Origin of the sequence: Microbacterium sp. T32 (assembly GCF_001619615.1) — a bacterium.
In the GTDB taxonomy this organism is placed as follows: domain Bacteria; phylum Actinomycetota; class Actinomycetes; order Actinomycetales; family Microbacteriaceae; genus Microbacterium.
This window is the reverse complement of the sequence record NZ_LQQP01000012.1, coordinates 126,190-146,481: the sequence shown is the minus strand read 5'-3', so window position 1 is coordinate 146,481 and position 20,292 is coordinate 126,190. Positions and strand designations below refer to the sequence as shown.

Here is a 20,292-nt window from a genome sequence, read left to right as displayed (position 1 = left end):
CACGCTAGCCGGGGCCTCCGACACAGGCCCCGCGACCCGCCCCGTTCGCCGTCCGCGAAGCGCGCCCCCGCGCGCGGAACCCCCCTCCGCGGGTGTCGTAGAGTCAAATCATCGCGCCGGGTGGAACCGAGAAACCCGGGCGGAAAGGACGCATCGTGGAGATCCGAATCGGCATCACCAACACCGGCCGCGAACTGAACTTCGAGACCGCCGACTCGTCGGATGCCGTGAAGTCGTCGATCGCCGCCGCGCTCGACCAGTCCGCCACCCACGTCACCTTCACCGACGTCAAGGGCAATTCCTACATCGTCCCGACCGCGAACCTGGCCTTCATCGAGCTCGGCACCGAAGAAGCCCGTCGCGTCGGCTTCGTCGCCTGACCCCACGGCCGTGGAGATCCTGCTCGGGCTGATCTTCGGCGCGGTCGTCGGTCTCGCCGTCCACTACGCCCTGCCGCACCGCGACCAGCGCGGCGCGCTCCTCGCCCCACTCGCGGGGGCAGCGGCATCCGGCGTGTCCTGGACCGTGCTCACGTGGGCCGGTTTCGGAGCCGGGACCCCGGTCCCGTGGATCGTGGCGATCGTCGCGCCCGCCGTGACGACGCTGATCCTGGTTCCCGCGCTGACCCGCGCACGCCAGCGCAGCGACGCCGCCCTCCGCGGACGCCGCGCCGCCTGAACCACCGAGCGGCGGTCCCACCGACCTCGCGCCACCCGAACGCCCAGCGTCGAGGCGCCCGACCGCTTCAGGCCGCCAGGCCCATGGCATCCATTCGTCGGGCGTGGGCGCCCATGAGCTCCGTGAACACCGGCTCGACCTTCGCCTCTTCGGCGCTGTCGAGGCGGGAGTGCGTGAGCGCAGCGCGCGCCACGAGGAGCGTGTCGCCCACCAGCCGGCGCCCCCACAGGGCGAGCAGCCAGCGCCACTCCTCGTCGCTCGCGATCGTCGCCCCGAGGATGTCGACGATGGCCTGACGATCGTCGTCGGCCTGCAGGATGCGGGCGACCCGGCGCCCCGTCTCGCCGTAGCTCGACGACAGCGCGAGGTAGAAGTCGTCGAGCATGCCCGCCGTGATGTGGACGGACAGCATCGTCTCCTGCGGACGGACGCCGTGAGTGTTACGGCGGAACGCGTCGAGGGCCTCGCGGAACGGCAGCATGAGCTGCGTCGGATCGGCGCCGCGCTCGCGAATGAGCGCGACGATCTCCTGGTGCTTGATGAGCGCCGCGCCCGCGGCGCGGGACAGCGATTCCTTCTCGGCGAGTTCGGGCGTGGACGCGATGAGCTCGCTCAGCGTCTCGAAGAATCCGAGCTGCAGATAGGCGGCCTGACCGAGGAAGGTGTCCAGGTCGGGAGCCAGTTCGGCGAAGTCGACGCGCATCGCATCGCCGAGGTCTCCGCGGGAGCGCAACTGCAGCGTCCGACCGACCGGTCGGCGACGACGGAACCACTCGAACACGCTCTACAGCCTAGGCGTCGGACCCCCGAAACACGCGCCGGGTAGAGTGGACACACCCCGGCGATGGATCGGGGCCCCGCGCCTGTGGACGAGTGGAGGGCGTGGATCCGACTCCCCAGGCGGTCTCTCACCGCCGGATCAGGCACGCTCATGACGACTTTCGCCGAGCTCGGCGTCGATCAGGACATCGTCGATGCCCTGGCATCCAAGGGCATCGTGGATGCCTTCCCGATCCAGGAACAGACCATCCCCCTCGGCCTTCCGGGTCAGGACATCATCGGCCAGGCCAAGACCGGAACGGGAAAGACGTTCGGCTTCGGCATCCCCGTGGTCCAGCGCCTCGGGCCGAACCCCGAGCCCGGCGTGAAGGCGCTCATCGTGGTCCCCACGCGCGAGCTCGCCGTCCAGGTCTACGAGGACATGGACATGCTGACCCAGAACCGCGCGACGAGCGTCGTCGCGATCTACGGCGGCAAGGCGTACGAGGGGCAGATCGACCAGCTCAAGGCCGGTGCGCAGATCGTCGTCGGCACGCCGGGTCGTCTCATCGACCTCAGCAACCAGCGTCTGCTCGACCTGTCGGGCGCCGTCGAGGTCGTCCTCGACGAAGCCGACAAGATGCTCGACCTGGGCTTCCTCGCCGACATCGAGAAGATCTTCCAGAAGGTCCCCGCGGTCCGCCACACGCAGCTGTTCTCGGCGACCATGCCCGGGCCGATCGTCGCGCTCGCGCGTCGCTTCATGTCGAACCCCATCCACATGCGGGCGAACGACCCCGACGAGGGCCTCACGCAGGCCAACATCAAGCACCTCGTGTACCGCGCCCACTCGCTCGACAAGGACGAGGTCATCGCCCGCATCCTGCAGGCCGAGGGTCGCGGCAAGACCGTCATCTTCACGCGCACCAAGCGCGCGGCCCAGAAGCTCGTCGACGAGCTGGGCGACCGCGGCTTCAACGCTGCGGCCGTGCACGGCGACATGAGCCAGGAGGCGCGCGAGCGCTCCATGGCGGCGTTCAAGGCCGGCAAGCGCGACGTCCTCATCGCGACCGACGTCGCCGCGCGCGGCATCGACGTCAACGACGTCACGCACGTCATCAACCACACGATCCCCGATGACGAGAAGACGTACCTGCACCGCGCCGGCCGCACCGGCCGCGCCGGAAAGACCGGCATCGCGGTGACGTTCGTCGACTGGGACGACCTGCACAAGTGGGCGCTCATCAACCGCGCCCTGGAGTTCGGTCAGCCCGAGCCGATCGAGACCTACTCGTCGAGCCCGCACCTCTACACCGACCTCGACATCCCCGAGGGCACGAAGGGCCGCCTCGTCACCGCGCCGAAGGCGGCACCGGCTCCCAAGGCCGAGAAGCCCGAGGCAACGGAGGGGACGGATGCCACGGCCGAGGGCGCCCCGCGTCGTCGCCGTCGTCGCCGCGGCGGGTCCGGTACGTCGGGCGAGCAGGGGGCTTCGTCGACGCCGCGCGCCGGGGGCGCCGGTACGCACGACGGCGGAGGCAGCGAGCACCACGACGGCAACGCGGCTCCGCGTCGTCGCCGCCGCCGTCGCAGCGGCGGGCCGGGCACGAACGCCGCGCCCGTGGCCTGAGTCGGTAGGTCCTGTCGGCGCCGTCCCTTTCGAGGGGCGGCGCCGTCGTCGTTCGCAGCCGGCCGCACAACTCCTGAATACCGCTCGCGGCAGCATGCACGAACGCCGCCGCCGCGCCGAAGCGCAGGAGTTGTGCGCCTCGAACGGGCCGCGGCCGTCAGGCGTAAACGGGAGCGGAGCCCGTTCCGGCCGAGATGATCCGCGCGACCATGTCGTCGTCGGTCGTGTTCTCGCCGGGGAGGTTGGGCTTTCCGAGGCCGTGGTAGTCGCTCGACCCGGTGACGATCAGGTCGCGTTCGACCGCCAGTCGCGCGAGGGTGGCCGTGGCATCCGGGAGGTTCTCACGGTGACGCAGCTCGAAGCCGGCGAGGCCCGCGGCGAGCATGCGCTCGAGGACCGGCCGCGGCAGCAGCGCCCGACCGGCCGGGTGGGCGATGATCGGCACGCCACCGGCCCCGACGACGAGCTCGACCGCGGTCACCGGATCGGGCGCGAAGAGCGATACGTAGTACTCGTTGCGCGGGTGCAGGATGCCGGCGAACGCCTCGGTGCGGTCGGCGACGATCCCCCGGGCGACGAGCGCGTCCGCGATGTGGGGACGCCCGACCGTCGCGCCGTCGGTCGTCTGCGCGACGATGTCGTCCCAGTCGATGTCGAAATCGCGCGAGATGCGTTCCGCCATGATCTGCGCCCGGTCGAGACGGGAGGAGCGGATGCGATCGGTCATCGCCCGCAGCGCGTCGTCGTCCGGATCGACGAGGTAGGCCAGCAGGTGGACGCTGCGCCACTCGTGCTGCGCCGACAGCTCCATCCCGGGCAGGAACGTCATACCGAGCGACGACGCGGCCTCAGCCGCTTCGGCCCACCCCGAGGTCGTGTCGTGGTCGGTGAGCGCCGCGGTCCGCAGACCGTGGCGGTGGGCGGCCGCCATGACGAGGGCGGGTGATTCGGTGCCGTCGGAGTGTGTCGAGTGGAGGTGAAGGTCACTCGGTCCCTCGAATCGTCGATCGCGCTCCACCCGTCGAGCGTACCGTCCGCCCGTGGCGCGGCGTCGCTCGCGTGGAGGCGTCGGAGAGGTGGCATCCGTGGATCTCCCAGGCGCCTCGCCTAGGGTCGGGTGCGTGCGTCGGCTGTTCGGGATCCTCTTCGCGCTCGCGTGCACCGCGCTGGCCGTGGCGGTGACCTGGCCGACCCTCTTCGGGATCGAGCGGACCTTTCCGCTGGCCCAGGTGATTTCGTTCCGCCTCCCGCTTGCGGGCGGTTTCGCCGCCGCTGCGGCGCTCGCGCTCCTGTTCGCGCTGTTCCGCCCGCTGCGCGTCGTCGCGCTGACGGTGGCCCTCGTCTTCGTCGCGGCGGCAGGGGTGAACGGCGCGTCCGTGCTGCAGCGCGGAACCCAGTCCGACGCGTTGCCCGAGAAGACCGCGACGAGCCTGCGCGTGATGACCTGGAACACCGCGGGCGAGGCGACGTCCGCGGAGGCGATCGCGGAACTCGCGGTCGCCATGAAGGCGGACGTCGTCACGCTCCCCGAGACGACGATCGACACCGGCGCGCGGGTCGCCGAACTCATGCGCGATCTCGGCCAGCCGATGTGGGCGCATCACGCCGAGTACGGCACGACCGGATGGGATGCCACGTCCACGACCGTCCTGATCCGGCCGGAGCTCGGCGACTACAGCGTCATCCAGTCCTCACTCGACGGGTCGAGCAACACCTCGACAGTGCCGAGCGCGGTCGCCATGCCCGTGTCGGGGAACGGTCCGATCATCGTCGCGGCCCACGCCGTCGCCCCGCGGCAGGACTACATGGCGCAGTGGAACTCCGACCTCAAGTGGCTCGCGGATCAGTGCGCGACGGACAACGTCATCCTCGCCGGAGACTTCAACGCCACGCTCGACCACATGACCGGCCTGGGCGAGGACGGCGGCACGCTCGGCCGCTGCCGCGACGCGGCGTCCGAGAGCGGCAGCGGCGGGGTCGGCACGTGGCCCACGGACGTGCCGGCTTTGCTCGGCGCGCCGATCGACCACGTCATGGCGACTCCGGACTGGGCCGTGACCGGTTCCGTCGTGCTCCGCACCCTCGACGGCTCCGGAAGCGACCACCGTCCGATGGTCGTGCAGTTGGAGCGCACCGCCAGCTGACGGTGCGCGCTGCGGTGTGCAGTGCGAGACTGGACGCATGGACTCCCCCGCCGACCGCGACACGATCGCCCCCGCAGAGCCGAAGCCCGTCGAGACGACGACCAACCGTAAGGCGCCGTTCCCGCGCGGCTTCCTCGACACGATCTCGACCGGGTGGGCCGAGCGCCCCGAGTCGCTGCCCCCGGCGCGCGAGCAGGCCGCGTGGGCGGCGCGCCGCCGCGCCCGCGTGTCCGAGGCGTTCCCGGGCGACCGGCTCGTGATCCCCGCGGGCTCGCTGAAGCAGCGCAGCAACGACACCGACTACCCGTTCCGCGCCCACTCCGCATTCGCGCACCTCACCGGGTGGGCGTCGGATTCCGAGCCCGACTCGGTCCTGGTCTTCGAGCCGCGGGACGACGGCCACGAGGCGGTCCTGTACTTCCGCGAGCGTGCCGACCGCACCACACCCGAGTTCTACGCGGATGCCTCGATCGGCGAGTTCTGGATCGGTCCGCGCCCCGCGCTGGCCGGTGTCGCCTCCGACCTGGGCCTCGCCACCGCCCACGTCGACGGATTCGTCGCCACGGACGACGACCGCGTCGTGGGAGTGGACGACGAGCTCACGCGGTTCGTCTCCGAGCTGCGCCTGGCGAAGGACGAGTACGAGCTCGCCCAGATGGCCCTCGCCGTCGAGGTCACGGCATCCGGATTCGACGACATCATCGCCGAACTCCCCCACGTGATCGAGCACCCGCGGGGCGAGCGCGTCGTCGAGGGCGTCTTCCACCGCCGTGCACGCGCGGACGGCAACGCCGTCGGGTACGACACCATCGCCGCCTCGGGTCCGCATGCCTGCTACCTGCACTGGACGCGCAACGACGGTGCCGTCGTCCCGGGCGACCTCATCCTCATCGACGCCGGCGTCGAGGTCGACAGCCTCTACACCGCCGACATCACCCGCACTCTCCCCGTGTCGGGGCGCTTCAGCGAGGTTCAGCGGAGGGTCTACGAGGCAGTGCGCGAGGCTGCCGACGCCGCCTTCGCCGCGGCGCGCCCCGGCGTGCCGTTCCGCCGTATCCACGAGGCCGCCATGGAGGTCATCGCCGCCCGCGTCGCGGAGTGGGGTCTGCTCCCGGTGACGGCGGAGGAGGCTCTGGATGCCGATCGCGGCGGCCAGCACCGGCGCTACATGGTCCACGGCACGAGCCACCACCTCGGCATCGACGTGCACGACTGCGCGCAGGCGCGGCGCGACATGTACTACGACGGGCTGCTGGAACCGGGCATGGTCTTCACGATCGAGCCGGGCCTCTACTTCCAGATCGACGACCTCACCGTGCCCGAGGAGTACCGCGGCATCGGCGTGCGTATCGAGGACGACATCGTGATGACCTCCGACGGGCCGGTGAACCTGTCCGCCGGCATCCCCCGCACGGCCGACGAGGTCGAGGACTGGATCGCGCGGCTCGCCCGGTGAGCTTCACCCCACCCGCGTCGTTCGCGACGCGTCCGACGCTGCGCGGATCGTTCGGCGTGTCGGCATCCACGCACTGGACGGCCACCGCGACCGCACAATCCGTCCTGGAGCGGGGCGGCAACGCCTTCGATGCCGCCGTCGCCGCGGCGTTCGTGCTGCACGTCGTCGAGCCGCACCTGAACGGTCCGGGTGGCGACCTCGTCGCGATCGTGCGCCCCGCGGGGACCGACGAGCCACGGGTGCTGATGGGGCAGGGCCCCGCGCCGGCGGGCGCGTCGATCGCGGCGTTCCACGCGCGCGGACTCGACCTCGTGCCCGGCGCGGGCGGACTCGCCGCCGCGGTGCCGGGCGCGGTCGACGCGTGGCTGCTCCTCCTCCGCGACCACGGCACGTGGGATCTCGCCGACGTCCTGGACTACGCGATCGGCTACGCGCGGGACGGACACCCGCTCGTCGCCGGCGCCGCCGTGACGATCGGCCGGGTGGCCGAGCTCTTCCGCGACCACTGGACCACGTCGGCGGACCTGTGGATGCCGACCGGCGCGGCGCCGGCTCCGAACACCGTGGTCCGCAACCCGGCGTATGCCGCCGTGCTGGAGGGGCTCCTCGCTGTGAGCGGGCGCGTCGACGGCCGGGAGTCCCGGATCGACGCGGCCCGTCGCGAGTGGATGACGCAAGTGCTGCCGCGTGCGGCGGCGTTCGTGCGCACGCCCCACCGCCACTCGGACGGCGCCGACCATCCCGGCGTGCTCGACGACGCCGATCTCGCGGGTTGGAGCGCCTCCTTCGAACCGGCCGTGTCGGCGAGGTTCCGCGGCTGGCGGGTGTTCAAGGCCGGCGTGTGGACGCAGGGGCCCGCGCTGCTGCAGACGCTGCGGATGCTCGACCCCCTCGACGACGAGCTCCTCGACCCGTCGACGGCGGCCGGAGCCCACACCCTCCTCGAGGTGCAGAAGCTGGCCTACGCCGACCGCGACGCCTGGTTCGGTGACGCGGATGCCGCGGTCGGCATCGACGCACTCCTCGCGGACGACTATCTCGCGGGGCGGGCGTCGCTCGTCGACGACACCGCGAGCGCCGAGCTGCGCCCCGGCTCTCCGGACGGCCGCACGCCCGTCCTGCCGCCCCTGCGCACGGATGCCGGGGTCACGAGCGCGGGCACCGGCGAGCCGACGGTCGACCGACGCGGGCAGACGCGCGGCGACACCTGCCACCTCGACGTCATCGACCGCTGGGGCAATGTCGTGTCCGCGACACCTTCCGGTGGATGGCTGCAGTCCTCCCCCGCGGTCCCCGACCTGGGCTTCTGCCTCGGGACGCGTCTGCAGGCGACCTGGCTGATCCCCGGGCACCCGGCATCCCTCATCCCCGGTCGGAGGCCCCGCACCACGCTCACTCCGACGACGCTGACCCGCGGCGACGAGGTCATCGCCCTGGGATCGCCGGGCGGCGACCAGCAGGACGCGTGGCAGTTGCCGGTGCTGCTGCGCATGCTCGTCGGGGCATACGAGCCGCAGCAGGCCATCGACGCCCCGTCGCTGCACACGACCGCGGTCCTCGATTCGTTCTGGCCGCGGACATGGACACCGTCGGGCGTCGTCGTCGAGGACCGGATCGGCGACACCGTCGTCGAGGAACTCGAACGTCGCGGCCACCGCGTGCGCCGCGCGGGCGACTGGGCCCTCGGCCGGGTGAGCGCCGTCGGGCGCGACGCCGACGGTCTGCTGTGGGCCGCGGCGAATCCCCGCGGAATGCAGGGGTACGCCGCCGGACGCTGAGCCGTTGTCCACAGGGTGAAATCACGGCCCCCGCGGGTTCCCTACGATCCCGCGCATGTCGTATTCGGTGGATCCCCCGCAGGTGCTCAGCGTGGCCGAACGTCTGCGCGGCTGCTTCGACGACCTCGACGAGGTGGCGGCCTCCCTCCGGAGGGCGATGGATGCCGTGGCTCAGGCCCTGGTCGGGGCGACGTCCGCGCACGTCGGGTTCGTCGAGGTCGCCGACGCGCGCGTCGACCTGGCGCACCGGATCGTCGGCCGCGGTCGCTCCGCCATCGCGGCCCTGCAGTCGGCGGTCCTCGCCTATGTGACGGCGGACGCCGAGATGGCAGCGGCGACGGGGATGCACAGCGCGGCCGTCGAGGGCCATGGCAATCCCTTCGATCCCACGGTCTTCGGAAAGAGACGGCTGTGACGGGTCAGACGCTGGTGCCCGAGCCACCGGCCAACTCCGAGCAGGTGCGTCAGGCGACGGAAGCGCTGCGGCACCGGGCCGACCACTACGAGCTGACCCTGCAGGAAGCGCTCCTCACGTGGAATCTGGTGCCGCAGCTGTACCACGCACCCGAGGCCGACGTCCTGCACCAGTCCCTGACGAGCACGCGACCGGTCGGTCGCGAGATCGCCGCCGGGCTCGAGGCCGCGTGCCGCGCGCTCGAACACTACGCGGACGATCTCGACGATCTCGCATACGAGCGCGCGCTGATCCTCAACGCACAGGCCTCCGGAGCGCCGGCCCCCGTCTGGGAGGACGACGCCGCCGACCGGGGCGCGGAGATGAACGGTCTCGCCCGCGAAAGGTGGCAGGACGCCCTCCGCCGCGACGCTGCCGCGCTCGCTGAGCGCTACGACGAAGCGACGGAGCGCTGTGCGCGCGCCCTGCGCGCCATCCCGGACGTGTCCTGGACATCGCTCGTCGCCTGGGCCAGCCCCGAGGTGACCGATGCGCCGGCGTCTCCGACCGACACGGTCGGTCGCGCGATCCTCGACCGGCTCGCCGCGGCACCGGATGCCGCCGGCCTGCTGTCGCGGCATCCCGAATGGTCCGTCATCCTCGGTCGCACGGCGCCCGAAGAGATCGCGCGGTGGTGGGCGGGCCTCGACCCCCGGGTCGCGGCGGCCATCGTCACGGCCCTCCCCACCCTCATCGGAAACCTCGACGGCGTGCCGATCGCCGAACGTGTGGACGTCAACCGCGGCCGCGCGCGCGACCATCTGCGCGAGCTGCGCGCCGAGCGACAGGCTCTCGAGGCCTTGCGCGCCCCGCGCTCGCGCGCGAACGCGCTCGAAGTCCTCGACCGCCGCGCGGAAAGGGCGCGCCTCGACCGCGAGATCGCGTACTTCGAGGACGTGGTGAGCGGGAGGAAGCAGCTGTACGCCTGGGACCCGGAGCACGGTTCCTTGATCGAGATGGCCGGCGACCCGTCCACGGCCAGGGCGGCGCTCTTCGTCCTCCCCGGCACGAACGCAAATCCGGACGCGTTCATGTCCGACCGCCCCGTCACCGATTTCGCGGAGTGGCAAGTGGGGTCCGGCGGCGGGTCGGTGGTGGCTTTCACCGTTCTCACCGGGCCCATGCCGCAACTCGACGACTTCGTGACGGCCGGCCCGGAATGGAATCGGTTCGCCGAACAGCGCGGCGAAGAATACGCACGCTTCCTTCAGGGAGTGGATGCCACCCACCCCGAGCTCTGGACGATGAGCTACGAGCACTCCTACGGCGGCGGGGTCGGCAGCGAAGCCGAGAAGCACGGCGGAACGGTCGACGCTCGATTCCTCGCGGCGAGCGTCGGTGCCATCGGACCCTACGAACCCCATCCCGGAACGCAGTACTTCGCGACGCAGGCGATCGACGACATCAACCGCTACTACGCGGGCGTCGGGCTCGGCCCCCTCGGCTTCACGGTCGCGCCGGAGACGATCCCGGGCGTGCAAATCGTCGATTCGGGGCTCCCCTGGCCGAACATCCCCCAGCTCGTTGACCTGGGCATGACCCGTGATCCGGGTGTGCTCGTCGGCATCGTGCGCGACAGCGTGCAGCATCACACGGCGCTGATGAGCGGGGACGAATCCATCAACGGAAAGGTTCTCAATCAGGTGGCACAGACGCTGCGGCGCCGGGGAGCCGAAGGATGATCCGTGCGGTGACATTCACCGGCATCGTTGTGGGCGCCTTGTTGCTCACCGGGTGCACGGTCTTCGGCCAACCCACCTTTGCCGAAGTAAGGCAGGAAACGCTCGACGCAATGGATGAAGTCGTCGCCCTGATTCCCGATCACGGCCGTATCGAGCGGACTCCTGAGTTCAAGCCCTACAGCTGCGATGATCCCCTTGTGATGGGTACCGGAGACGGGGCCTTCTTCACGGGCCAGTGGACGGTCGCGGTTCCGCCTGATCTAGATGTCGTTGAATTTCTAGATCAGATACCCACAAGGCTTCCGGAGTGGGCCGAGGAAGACCTCGGCGTGCCGACGAAGGAACCGTACATCTACCTCGTTCGAAAGACGCCACGAATGACCCTTTCCGTAGAAGAATCAACACTTGATGGCGGAAAAGCGATCGAGCTGCTCGCCATTTCCCGATGCGGAATCGAAGACTCGGATGACCTGAAATCCCACGGTCAGGGAATTGATTGGCCTCTGACGAACTCCCCCACGACACCGGCGAGCCCGGCGCCGATCTCCTCCGCCGGTCGCCGCTTCCCCTTCACGGCGAACGAATGATCGGCGCCTTCGATCCAGTGGACGCGCGCGTCGTGGCACGTCGCGACGACGCCCTCGAACTGCTCACGTGGGGCGATGAACGGGTCGTTCTCCCCCTCGACGAAGAGCTGCGGCACGGTGATCCGCGGCAGGTGCTCGGCGCGGGGCTTGTCCGGACGGCCCGGCGCATGCAGCGGGTACCCGAGATACACGAGGGCCTGAGGCGTCGCGGCTCCATCGGCCGTGGCGACCGAGGCCATCCGCCCGCCGTACGACTTGCCGACGGCGACGAAGGCACCGACGCCCTCGGCCTCGAGCCACCCCTGGACGCCCGCCCACGTGGCGACCGCATGGGCGGCGGGGCCTGGCATCCGTCGTCCGGCCTCCACGTACGGGAAGACGAAACGGAGCACCGCGATGCCTGAGTCGGACAGGGCCGAGGCGAGACCCTCGAGGAACGGGTGGGTCATGCCCGCCCCCGCTCCGTGCGCGAGGGCGATCGTCGCGGTCGCTCCCGGGACGTCCGCCCACAGACCCGACACCTCGGCATCGCCCGTCGGCAGCGCCACGGGAATGCGAACGGAGCGGGGCGTCACCGGACTTCGCGCGGTGTGCCAGGCTCCGCGTTCGGCTCCCCCGACTCCGCCGACGCCGGAGGCTCCGGCTCGACGTCTGAAGAGTGCTGCGGCGCGGGCTCCCGCGGCGCGGACGGCGCCTCAGCGCCGGGCGCCGTAGCCGGCGGGGCGATGCGCTCCCCGTAACGCGGCGGCTCGTCGTCCGCGGGGCGCGGCGGCACCGGCGGACGCGGAGGCACCGCGGGCGCCGCCGCGCCGGGAGTCGTCACGCGCTCGCCGTACTGCGGCGGGGCGGCGTCGGGGGCAGGAGGTCGTACGACCTCGGTGCGGATCGCGCCCGACGTCCCGAGGATCCCGCGAGCCTTCGCCAGACTCGACGCCGCGACGAACACGTCGTAGTGGTCGGCGGCCACCTGCGTGACCGAGGCGAAATCACGGCGGCGCCGCAGAAGCGAATACGTGCCGAGGCTCAGCAGCATGCCCAGTGCCATCCCGACCAGCAGCACACCGACGAAGGCCGAGATCTGCGCGTTCGGCGTACCGAGCACGAAGATGAACGCGAACAGCAGGCCGAGCATCAGACCGTTCAGCGCCCCGGAGCGTGCCGCCGTGGCGTAGCCGAGGCGACCGGTGATGCGCTCCATCGACCGCAGTCCCGTGCCGACGATCGTGATGTCCCGCGCGGGAACCTCGCCCGCGATGAGGGCGGAGACGGCCTTCTGCGCGTTCTCGTACTTCGGAAACGACGCGACCGCCTGCCCGAGATCGTCTGTTGCCGTGCCGGCGGGTCCCCCGAACATGCTCATTTTCTCATCTTGTCACGCGGTCCTGTGGGCGCGATGGATGCCCCCGACGGAACGCGGACTACGCTGGGACGGTGAGCACGCAGAGGGTTTTCGTCGCCCGCTTGGCGGGCTGCACGGTGTTCGATCCCGCGGGAGACCGCCTGGGAAAGGTGCGGGACGTCGTGGTCATCTACCGCGCCTCCGCCGCACCGCGCGTCGTGGGCCTCGTCGTCGAGATCCCCGGACGCCGACATGTGTTCGTGTCCATCGGCCGCGTGACATCCATCCAGTCCGGCCAGGTCATCACGACCGGCCTCATCAACGTGCGCCGCTTCCAGCAGCGCGGTGGCGAAGTCCGTGTCATGGCGGAGATGCTCGGCCGCCGCGTGCACCTCGTCGACGGCTCCGGCGACGCCGTGATCGAAGACGTCGCGATCGAACGCAACCGCCTCGGCGAATGGGACGTGGGTCAGCTCTTCCTCCGCCGCCCACGCACGAGTGCATCGCCGTTCGCGAAGGGGGCGACGACGTTCGCGGGCTGGAACGACGTCCGCGAGCAGCAGACGCCCGGGCAGGCGCAGTCGGCCGAGCAGCTCGTCGCGACGTACTCCGACCTGAAGCCCGCCGACCTCGCGAACACGCTCCTCGACCTCCCCGAGGAGCGCCTCATCGAGGTCGCCGAAGAACTCAGCGACGACCGCCTCGCCGACGCCCTCGAGGAGATGCCCGAGGACGAGCAGGTCCACATCCTCGAGCAGCTGGGCGACGAGCGCGCCGCCGACATCCTGGATGCCATGGAGCCCGACGACGCGGCCGACCTCCTCGGCCAGTTGCCGGAGTCCCGCTCCGAGCAGCTCCTCGAGCTCATGGAGCCCGAGGAGGCCGACGACGTCCGCGCCCTGCTGCAGTACGGTCCCGACACCGCCGGTGGCCTCATGACCCCCGAGCCGATCGTGCTGTCCGCGGATGCCACCGTGGCCGAGGCCCTCGCGCTGATCCGGCGCCACGAGCTGCACCCCGCGCTCGCGGCATCCGTGTTCATCACCCTCCCGCCGTACGAGACGCCCACGGGCCGACTGCTCGGCACGGTGCACTTCCAGCGCATGCTGCGCTACCCGCCGCACGAGCGGCTCGGCGCGATCATCGACGACACGCTCGAGCCGGTGCCCGCCGACGCCTCCGCGGCCGAAGTCGCGCGCCTGCTCGCGAGCTACAACCTCGTCTCCCTGCCGGTCGTCGATCAGGCACACCGTCTCGTCGGCTGCGTCAGCATCGACGACGTGCTCGACTACCTGCTGCCCGACGACTGGCGCACGCACGACAGCGACGATCCGAAACCCAAGACGACGATCAGACCGCTCGCGACCGCGAGCATCCCCCAGATCCCCATGCAGACCCCGAGGAGGCGCTGATGGCACGTGCACAACGACAGACCGCCCTCGACGCCCCGCGCGGGCGCACCGGAATGCTGGCTCCGCGCGCGCCGCAGCCTTCGCGCGACCGGTTCGGCCGCTTCACCGAGTGGGTCGCCCGCGCCATGGGCACCCCGACCTTCCTCCTGTCGCTCACGCTGTTCTGCGTCGTGTGGATGGGGTGGAACTCGATCGCGCCCGACGACTGGCGTTTCGACTCCGCCGACATCGGCTTCACCGCGCTGACCCTCGTCCTGTCGCTCCAGGCGTCGTACGCGGCACCGCTCATCCTGCTCGCGCAGAACCGGCAGGACGACCGTGACCGCGTCCAGATCGAGCAGGACCGGCAGCGCGCCGAGCGCAACCTCGCCGACACCGAGTACCTCGCCCGCGAGATCGTGGCGCTGCGCATGGCCGTGCGCGATCTCACCGACGAGGTCATCACGAAGGAGAGCCTGCGCGCCGAGCTGAAGGCCGCGCTGGAACGCCTCGACGACCACGACAGCGCCGAACCGAAACCGGCCACCCCGTGAGCGAGGCGGTCGCCGACCGCGTGCGCGCCGCGGTCGCCGCCGTCACCGATCCCGAACTGCGCCGTCCCCTCGGCGAACTCGACATGCTGCGCGACGTCACCGTTCGCGACGGCGTCGCGGAGGTCGGAATCGCCCTGACGATCGTCGGCTGCCCCGCCGCGGACCGCATCGAGCGAGACGTCCGCGCTGCCGCGGCGTCCGTCGACGGCGTATCCGGAGTCGAGGTGGCCGTCGGCGTGATGTCGCCGGACGAGCGCCGCGCACTCACCGAGCGCCTCCGCGGCGGGCGCGCGGCACGCGAGATGCCGTTCGGCCCCGACTCCCTCACGCGCGTCATCGCCGTCACGAGCGGCAAGGGCGGCGTCGGCAAATCGACGCTGACCGCGAACCTCGCCGTCGCCCTCGCGGCCCGGGGCCTTCGCGTCGGACTCGTGGATGCCGATGTCCACGGCTTCTCGATCCCGGGTCTGCTGGGCCTGGTCGACGCGGACGGGCTGCCGCCGGCTCCGACCCGCCTGGACGACCTGATCCTCCCGCCCGTCGCGTACGGGGTGAAGGTCATCTCGATCGGCATGTTCCTGCGCCGCCCGGGCGAGGAGGCCGCCGGCGCCGTCGCGTGGCGCGGGCCGATGCTGCATCGCACCGTGCAGCAGTTCCTCACGGACGTGTACTTCGGCGACCTCGACGTGCTGCTGCTCGACATGCCGCCGGGCACGGGCGACGTGGCGATCTCGGTGGGTCAGCTGCTCCCCCACGCCGACGTGCTCGTCGTCACGACTCCGCAGGCCGCGGCCGCGGACGTCGCCGTGCGGTCCGGCCTCGTGGCTCGACAGACCGGCCAGACTCCTATCGGCGTGATCGAGAACATGGCGGCGATGGCCCTCTCCGACGGCACGCTGCTCGACCTGTTCGGTTCGGGCGGCGGCGAGACGGTGGCCCGTGCGCTCTCGAGCGACGGGGTGAACGTGCCGCTGCTGGCATCCGTTCCGCTCAGTCCGGCCCTGCGGACCGGGGGCGACGACGGGCGTCCCGTCGTGATCGCCCGGCCCGACGACCCCGCGGCGATCGCGATCGACACCGCTGCGGCGGCCCTGGCGGTACGCCCGAGGGGACTGCCCGGTCGGTCGCTGCCGCTGCGCGTGAACTGAGGTCAGGTCGCTTCGTCGTCGAACGGCGGCGTCTCTCCGGCGACGAAGGCCGGCTTGTCGGTCGCCGCCTGCGTCGCGAGAGCGGCGGCACCGGCCGCACGCATCGTGGCCGTGGGCGTGTCATCGAGCAGGGCCTCGCGGATGATGCGGCGCGGGTCGTACTGACGCGGGTCGAGCTTGCGCCAGTCGACCTCGTCGAACTCCGGCCCCATCTCGTCGCGCATGCGCGTCTTCGCGCCCTGCATCGTCTCTCGCGCGCGCTTGGTCAGCCGCGCAAGGCTCTCGGCGTACTTCGGGAGACGTTCGGGTCCGATGATGAGGGCGGCGATCACTCCGATCAGCAGAAGCTTCTCGATGGTCAGCCCGAAGAACATGGATTCAGATTACCCGCCGCGCCTCGGCCGTCGAGACGGACCACCCGTCTAGCCTGGGCGAGGAGGTCCACGTGAGCGGTTACGAGGCGAACGAGCGGTTCGTGCAGGAGTCGACGGTCGAACCCGAGCACATCGCCCGCGCTCGCGCGCACGCGCTGGAGCTGGGTGCGGCGCCGATCAGTCCCGCCGTCGGCGCGCAGATCGCGGTGCTCGCGGCCGCCTCGCGAGCCCTCAACGTCGTCGAGGTCGGCACGGGTGGCGGGGTCTCCGGACTCTGGCTCCTGCACGGCTCGCCGCGCGCGACCCTGACGACCATCGACAGCGAGCCCGAACACCTGGGCGCCGCGCGCCAGGCGTTCGCGGACGCGCGGATTCCCGCTGCTCGTGCCCGGTTCATCACCGGACGTGCCGCCGATGTGCTGCCCCGGATGAACGAGGCGTCCTACGACATCGTCCTCATCGACGCCGACGCCGAGGGCGTCATCGAGTACGTCGAGCACGGCCTGCGGCTTGTGCGCGCGGGCGGAACGGTCCTCGTCCCGCGCGTCCTCGCAGGGGGCGCCGTCGCCGACCCGGTACGACGCGACGCCGTCACGACGGCGTACCGATCGTTGATCCAAGAGGTGCAGAGCTCACCCGCCGTGTTCGGTGCACTGTCCACCACCGGCGAGGGTCTGCTGCAGCTCACGACGGTCACCCCTCTCACCTGACCATCGCGGTCGGATCACCCGCCGCGTACGACGAAGGCCGGCCCCCGCGGGGAGCCGGCCTTCGTGCAGGATTCGTCAGGCTGCGCCGACGACTCCGCCGAGCACGTCGTAGAGCTCTTTGGCCTCGGCGTCATTGACCGACACCACCAGGCGTCCGCCGCCTTCGAGCGGCACACGCACGATGATCAGCCGGCCCTCCTTCACGGCCTCCATAGGTCCGTCACCGGTACGCGGCTTCATGGCTGCCATCGCGGCCCCCTTTTCGTCGTTGGTCTAGGGACTAGTTTAGTCGGTCCTCGGAGTGGCCCGACGGCAGCGACCGATGTGGCGCCGGTCACGCGCCGTCACGGGATCTGCCAGAAGGTGTTCCCGAGGCCGTACATGTTGTAGATCCACCACCATTGGCCGAGCAGAGCCGCGACCAGGACGCCGATCCGCCACGCCCGCGACGGCGGCACGGCGAGGGCTCCCCACAACGGTGAGAGCGGCACGAGGAGACGGAAGATGCTGGACTGCGGGAAGAACACGAGCAGCAGGTAGACGAGATAGCTCGCGGACCACAGGCGCAGCTCGATTCCGAGGCGCTTCACCTGCGGGGAGAACAGCAGCACCGCCGTCACAGCCAGCACGAGCAGCACGAGCGCCACGACGCCGGCCACCGGACCGAGACCCCACTGCGTGAACCAGAAACCCGCACCCTGGATCCACCCCTCCACCGGCACGAACTGGTCGCCCGCCCCGGCGATCCAGTTCCGCCTCCACGCCAGCTCGGTCGCCAGGTAGGCGCGGGGATCGCCGGTCACGACGCCCGCGATGACCTGCCATGCGAAGCCCGCGACGACGGCGACGGCTCCGAGACCCACCAGGTGCGCCATCTCGCGCAGGGGGAACGCGTCGACGCGCCGTCGCGCGAAGCGATACACCCCGTACAGCCCGAGGAACAGCGCGAACGCCAGGATGCCGGGACGTGTGAAGCCGATCACCGGCACGAGGACGTAGAGCCAGCCCCACCGCCGCAGCTGCACGCAGCGGAGCGCCAGGAACAGAAGGAACAGGAACATGGACTCGGCGTAGCCCACCTGGAAGAGGGCGGCGAGCGGCCCGCAGGCGAAGAACGTCACCGCCCAGAGGGCGGCGGAGTCACCGATACGGTCGCGCAGCAACCCGTGCAGGACGACGCTCGCGCCGAAGCCCGACAGCAGGGAGATCACGACCGCGCCCGCACCCCACGAGCCCAGCACACTGCCGAGCCCGGCCGAGAGGAAGCTGTAGACGGGCAGGAACGCCCAGGCGTTCTCTGCGACGTCGCCGTGCGGGGTGAGCGGCAGGACGCTCGGGTAGCCAGACACCGCCGCGAACCAGTACCACTGCGCGTCCCAGCCCAGCGCGAGCTGTCCGAGCGACGGATCCACGCCGTAGCGCGAACCCGGCCCGGACAGCGCGGCCGCAATGAGGAAGAACCCCGTGGTCACGAGCCGCGCGGCGACGTAGATGACCGCGATGCGCGCCGCGACGGGCCAGCCCTGCCAGGACCGTGCCCGCGGAGACGTCGCGGTCGCGGTGCTCACGATCCGGTCAGCCAGGAGCGGAGGCCGCGCTCGACGGTCTCGATCTGGGCGAGCGGCACGCGCTCCTCGTCGTGGTGTGCGAGGTGGGGGTCGCCGGGTCCGTAGTTGACGGCCGGGATGCCGAGGGCCGAGAACCGCGCGACATCGGTCCACCCGTACTTGGGCTGGGGCGTCGCGCCGACGGCGGCGACGAAGTCCCGGGCGAGATCGGCATCCAATCCGGGCCGAGCGCCCTCGGCGACGTCCACGATCTCGACGTCGAAACCGGTGAAGACGTCGCGCACGACCCGCTCGGCGGTCGCGGCGTCGCGGCTCGGGGCGAAGCGATAGTTCACCTCGACCTCGCAGGCGTCGGGGATGACGTTGCCGGCCACGCCGCCGCTGATGCGCACCGCGTTCAGACCCTCGCGGTACACGAGACCCTCGACCTCGATCTCGCGGGCCCGGTACTCCGCGAGGCGGGCGAGGACCGGGGCGGCCTTGTGGATCGCGTTCTCGCCGATCCATGAGCGGGCGCTGTGCGCGCGCACGCCGGTCGTGCGGACGATCGCGCGCAGGGTGCCGTTGCAGCCGCCTTCGACCTCGCCGTTGCTCGGCTCGCCGAGGATGGCGAAGTCGCCGACGAACAGGTCGGGGCGGTTCCGTGCCAGACGACCGAGGCCGTTGAGGGAGGAGTCGACCTCTTCGTGGTCGTACCACATCCACGTGATGTCGACCGGGGGCTCGGTGAGCTCGACGGCCAGCTTGAGCTGCACGGCGACGCCGGCCTTCATGTCGACGGTCCCGCGTCCCCACAGGAACGGCTCGCCGTCGGTCTCGACGTCGCGCGTGGGCAGGTTGTCGTTGATCGGCACGGTGTCGATGTGCCCCGCGATGACCACGCGCCGGGAACGTCCGAGGGACGTGCGCGCGACGATGGTGTCGCCGTCACGGATCACCTCGAGGTGGGGGTATCCCGACACGGCCGCCTCGATGGCATCCGCCAAGGGGGTCTCGTCGTCCGAGACGCTGGGGATGTCGCAGATCGCTCGCGTGATCTCGACGGAAGTGGCGGTCAGATCGAGCGTCGGCATGCGTCCGATCCTACCCAGGGCGCCCCGCTAGCCTGTCTGAGTGACCAACGAACGACAGATCACCGGTACCGGCCTCTCGACGATCGCCTCCGACGGCACGGTGCTCGACGCCTGGTTCCCCGCGCCCGCCCTCGGCACCTCCGACACCGGCGCCGACCACGGCCTCGACGCGCTCGCGGGCACGGACGAGCGACGCGCGGTGCGGATCGAGGTGGTGCGTCTCACGATCGACGCGGATGCCGCTCCGGCCTCGACCGCGGACGCGTACCTGCGCCTGCACGCGCTGTCGCACCGGTTGGTCCGGCCCAACGAGCTCTCGCTCGACGGGATCTTCGCGCACCTGCCGAACGTCGCGTGGACGAACGCGGGACCGATCCACCCCGATGACGCCACGCGGCTCCGCGCGACGCTCCAGCGCCGTGGCATCCAGATCCAGGGACTCGACAAGTTCCCGCGCCTGCTCGACTACGTGACCCCGCCCGGGGTGCGCATCGCCGACGCGTCGCGCGTGCGCCTGGGCGCGTACCTCTCCCCCGGCACGACCGTCATGCACGAGGGCTTCGTGAACTTCAACGCCGGCACGCTCGGCACGTCGATGATCGAGGGGCGCGTCTCGCAGGGCGTCGTGATCGGCGACGGCTCCGACATCGGCGGCGGTGCCTCGATCATGGGGACGCTGTCCGGCGGCGGAACCCACCGCGTCTCGATCGGCGCGCGCACGCTTCTCGGCGCCAACGCCGGCATCGGCATCTCGCTCGGCGACGACTGCGTCGTGGAAGCAGGCCTGTACGTGACCGCGGGCACGAAGGTGCGCGTCGGCCACGACACCGTCAAGGCGGGCGAGCTGTCGGGGCGGGATGGCATCCTGTTCCGTCGCAACTCGCTCACGGGTGCCGTCGAGGCCTCCACACGAGCGGGCGTCGGCGTCACCCTGAACGCGGCGCTGCACGCCTGACGCGGCGCGACG

22 protein-coding genes are annotated in these 20,292 nt (G+C 71.2%); 14 read left to right on the top strand and 8 right to left on the bottom strand.

Features of this window, described 5'->3' with window-relative positions; all coding sequences use genetic code 11:
- Positions 1-155 precede the first annotated feature (155 nt).
- Both AVW09_RS06745 and AVW09_RS06740 read left to right on the top strand, forming a co-directional pair.
- Positions 156-380, top strand: a complete 225-nt coding sequence (locus tag AVW09_RS06745) for a DUF3107 domain-containing protein (protein ID WP_063257328.1) — start codon at positions 156-158, stop codon at positions 378-380.
- Between the two features lie 10 nt (positions 381-390).
- Positions 391-678: a hypothetical protein gene (locus AVW09_RS06740; RefSeq protein ID WP_063257327.1), complete on the top strand. Its 288-nt coding sequence runs from the start codon at positions 391-393 to the stop codon at positions 676-678.
- Between the two features lie 67 nt (positions 679-745).
- Here the strand turns inward: AVW09_RS06740 and AVW09_RS06735 are convergent, their stop codons facing one another.
- Positions 746-1,459 (bottom strand): ferritin-like fold-containing protein, encoded by a 714-nt coding sequence (locus AVW09_RS06735; RefSeq protein WP_063257326.1) that lies wholly within the window; start codon positions 1,457-1,459, stop codon positions 746-748.
- 150 nt (positions 1,460-1,609) lie between these two features.
- Between AVW09_RS06735 and AVW09_RS06730 the strand changes: the two genes are divergently transcribed.
- The gene (locus tag AVW09_RS06730; RefSeq protein ID WP_063257325.1) at positions 1,610-3,067 is read left to right on the top strand and encodes a DEAD/DEAH box helicase; all 1,458 of its coding nucleotides are present in this window, start codon (positions 1,610-1,612) and stop codon (positions 3,065-3,067) included.
- Between the two features lie 157 nt (positions 3,068-3,224).
- On the opposite strand, the gene AVW09_RS06725 is transcribed toward AVW09_RS06730, so the two are convergent.
- Entirely contained in the window at positions 3,225-4,085 is an 861-nt protein-coding gene (locus AVW09_RS06725; RefSeq protein ID WP_063257324.1) for a PHP domain-containing protein, read from the bottom strand.
- A gap of 103 nt (positions 4,086-4,188) precedes the next feature.
- On the opposite strand from AVW09_RS06725, the gene AVW09_RS06720 reads away from it, so the two are divergent.
- From AVW09_RS06720 to AVW09_RS17605, 6 genes are read left to right on the top strand one after another with little or no spacing between them, the layout of a single operon-like run.
- Positions 4,189-5,211, top strand: coding sequence for an endonuclease/exonuclease/phosphatase family protein (locus AVW09_RS06720; RefSeq protein WP_063257323.1), 1,023 nt, complete (start codon positions 4,189-4,191; stop codon positions 5,209-5,211).
- 37 nt (positions 5,212-5,248) lie between these two features.
- Positions 5,249-6,667: an aminopeptidase P family protein gene (locus AVW09_RS06715; protein WP_063257322.1), complete on the top strand. Its 1,419-nt coding sequence runs from the start codon at positions 5,249-5,251 to the stop codon at positions 6,665-6,667.
- Positions 6,664-8,445: a gamma-glutamyltransferase family protein gene (locus tag AVW09_RS06710; RefSeq protein ID WP_063257321.1), complete on the top strand. Its 1,782-nt coding sequence runs from the start codon at positions 6,664-6,666 to the stop codon at positions 8,443-8,445. The genes AVW09_RS06715 and AVW09_RS06710 overlap by 4 nt, the downstream gene beginning before the upstream one ends.
- 55 nt (positions 8,446-8,500) lie before the next feature.
- Positions 8,501-8,860, top strand: coding sequence for a DUF6507 family protein (locus AVW09_RS06705; protein ID WP_063257320.1), 360 nt, complete (start codon positions 8,501-8,503; stop codon positions 8,858-8,860).
- Positions 8,857-10,581: a hypothetical protein gene (locus AVW09_RS06700; RefSeq protein ID WP_063257319.1), complete on the top strand. Its 1,725-nt coding sequence runs from the start codon at positions 8,857-8,859 to the stop codon at positions 10,579-10,581. The genes AVW09_RS06705 and AVW09_RS06700 overlap by 4 nt, the downstream gene beginning before the upstream one ends.
- A gap of 8 nt (positions 10,582-10,589) precedes the next feature.
- Positions 10,590-11,168 (top strand): hypothetical protein, encoded by a 579-nt coding sequence (locus AVW09_RS17605; protein ID WP_156495985.1) that lies wholly within the window; start codon positions 10,590-10,592, stop codon positions 11,166-11,168.
- On the opposite strand, the gene AVW09_RS06695 is transcribed toward AVW09_RS17605, so the two are convergent.
- Together AVW09_RS06695 and AVW09_RS06690 are read right to left on the bottom strand one after the other, a co-directional pair.
- On the bottom strand, positions 11,066-11,722 hold the full coding sequence (locus AVW09_RS06695) for an alpha/beta hydrolase family protein (RefSeq protein WP_063257724.1): 657 nt from the start codon (positions 11,720-11,722) through the stop codon (positions 11,066-11,068). The two genes, AVW09_RS17605 and AVW09_RS06695, sit on opposite strands and share 103 nt — an antisense overlap.
- 17 nt (positions 11,723-11,739) lie before the next feature.
- A complete protein-coding gene (locus tag AVW09_RS06690; protein ID WP_063257318.1) occupies positions 11,740-12,528 on the bottom strand; it encodes a general stress protein in 789 nt (262 codons plus the stop codon).
- Between the two features lie 71 nt (positions 12,529-12,599).
- Between AVW09_RS06690 and AVW09_RS06685 the strand changes: the two genes are divergently transcribed.
- The 3 genes from AVW09_RS06685 to AVW09_RS06675 are packed head-to-tail and all read left to right on the top strand — an operon-like array spanning position 12,600 to position 15,600.
- Entirely contained in the window at positions 12,600-13,919 is a 1,320-nt protein-coding gene (locus AVW09_RS06685; RefSeq protein ID WP_063257317.1) for a magnesium transporter MgtE N-terminal domain-containing protein, read from the top strand.
- Positions 13,919-14,452: a DUF1003 domain-containing protein gene (locus tag AVW09_RS06680; protein ID WP_063257316.1), complete on the top strand. Its 534-nt coding sequence runs from the start codon at positions 13,919-13,921 to the stop codon at positions 14,450-14,452. The genes AVW09_RS06685 and AVW09_RS06680 overlap by 1 nt, the downstream gene beginning before the upstream one ends.
- Positions 14,449-15,600 carry an Mrp/NBP35 family ATP-binding protein gene (locus tag AVW09_RS06675; RefSeq protein WP_063257315.1) on the top strand — a complete coding sequence of 384 codons (1,152 nt, stop codon included), beginning with the start codon at positions 14,449-14,451 and terminating at the stop codon, positions 15,598-15,600. The genes AVW09_RS06680 and AVW09_RS06675 overlap by 4 nt, the downstream gene beginning before the upstream one ends.
- A 2-nt stretch (positions 15,601-15,602) precedes the next feature.
- Here the strand turns inward: AVW09_RS06675 and AVW09_RS06670 are convergent, their stop codons facing one another.
- Positions 15,603-15,974, bottom strand: coding sequence for a twin-arginine translocase TatA/TatE family subunit (locus AVW09_RS06670; protein ID WP_063257314.1), 372 nt, complete (start codon positions 15,972-15,974; stop codon positions 15,603-15,605).
- A gap of 71 nt (positions 15,975-16,045) precedes the next feature.
- Between AVW09_RS06670 and AVW09_RS06665 the strand changes: the two genes are divergently transcribed.
- Positions 16,046-16,684, top strand: a complete 639-nt coding sequence (locus AVW09_RS06665) for an O-methyltransferase (protein WP_063257313.1) — start codon at positions 16,046-16,048, stop codon at positions 16,682-16,684.
- Between the two features lie 75 nt (positions 16,685-16,759).
- On the opposite strand, the gene AVW09_RS17190 is transcribed toward AVW09_RS06665, so the two are convergent.
- The 3 genes from AVW09_RS17190 to dapE form a co-directional block, all read right to left on the bottom strand.
- Positions 16,760-16,933 (bottom strand): DUF3117 domain-containing protein, encoded by a 174-nt coding sequence (locus AVW09_RS17190; RefSeq protein ID WP_076490128.1) that lies wholly within the window; start codon positions 16,931-16,933, stop codon positions 16,760-16,762.
- A gap of 95 nt (positions 16,934-17,028) precedes the next feature.
- A complete protein-coding gene (locus AVW09_RS06660) occupies positions 17,029-18,252 on the bottom strand; it encodes a hypothetical protein (protein WP_156495984.1) in 1,224 nt (407 codons plus the stop codon).
- Positions 18,249-19,325: a succinyl-diaminopimelate desuccinylase gene (dapE, locus tag AVW09_RS06655; RefSeq protein ID WP_063257312.1), complete on the bottom strand. Its 1,077-nt coding sequence runs from the start codon at positions 19,323-19,325 to the stop codon at positions 18,249-18,251. The genes AVW09_RS06660 and dapE overlap by 4 nt, the downstream gene beginning before the upstream one ends.
- Positions 19,326-19,365: 40 nt before the next feature.
- Here dapE and dapD point away from each other — a divergent pair, with 40 nt between their 5' ends.
- Positions 19,366-20,280, top strand: coding sequence for a 2,3,4,5-tetrahydropyridine-2,6-dicarboxylate N-succinyltransferase (gene dapD / locus AVW09_RS06650; RefSeq protein ID WP_063257311.1), 915 nt, complete (start codon positions 19,366-19,368; stop codon positions 20,278-20,280).
- Positions 20,281-20,292 lie beyond the last annotated feature (12 nt).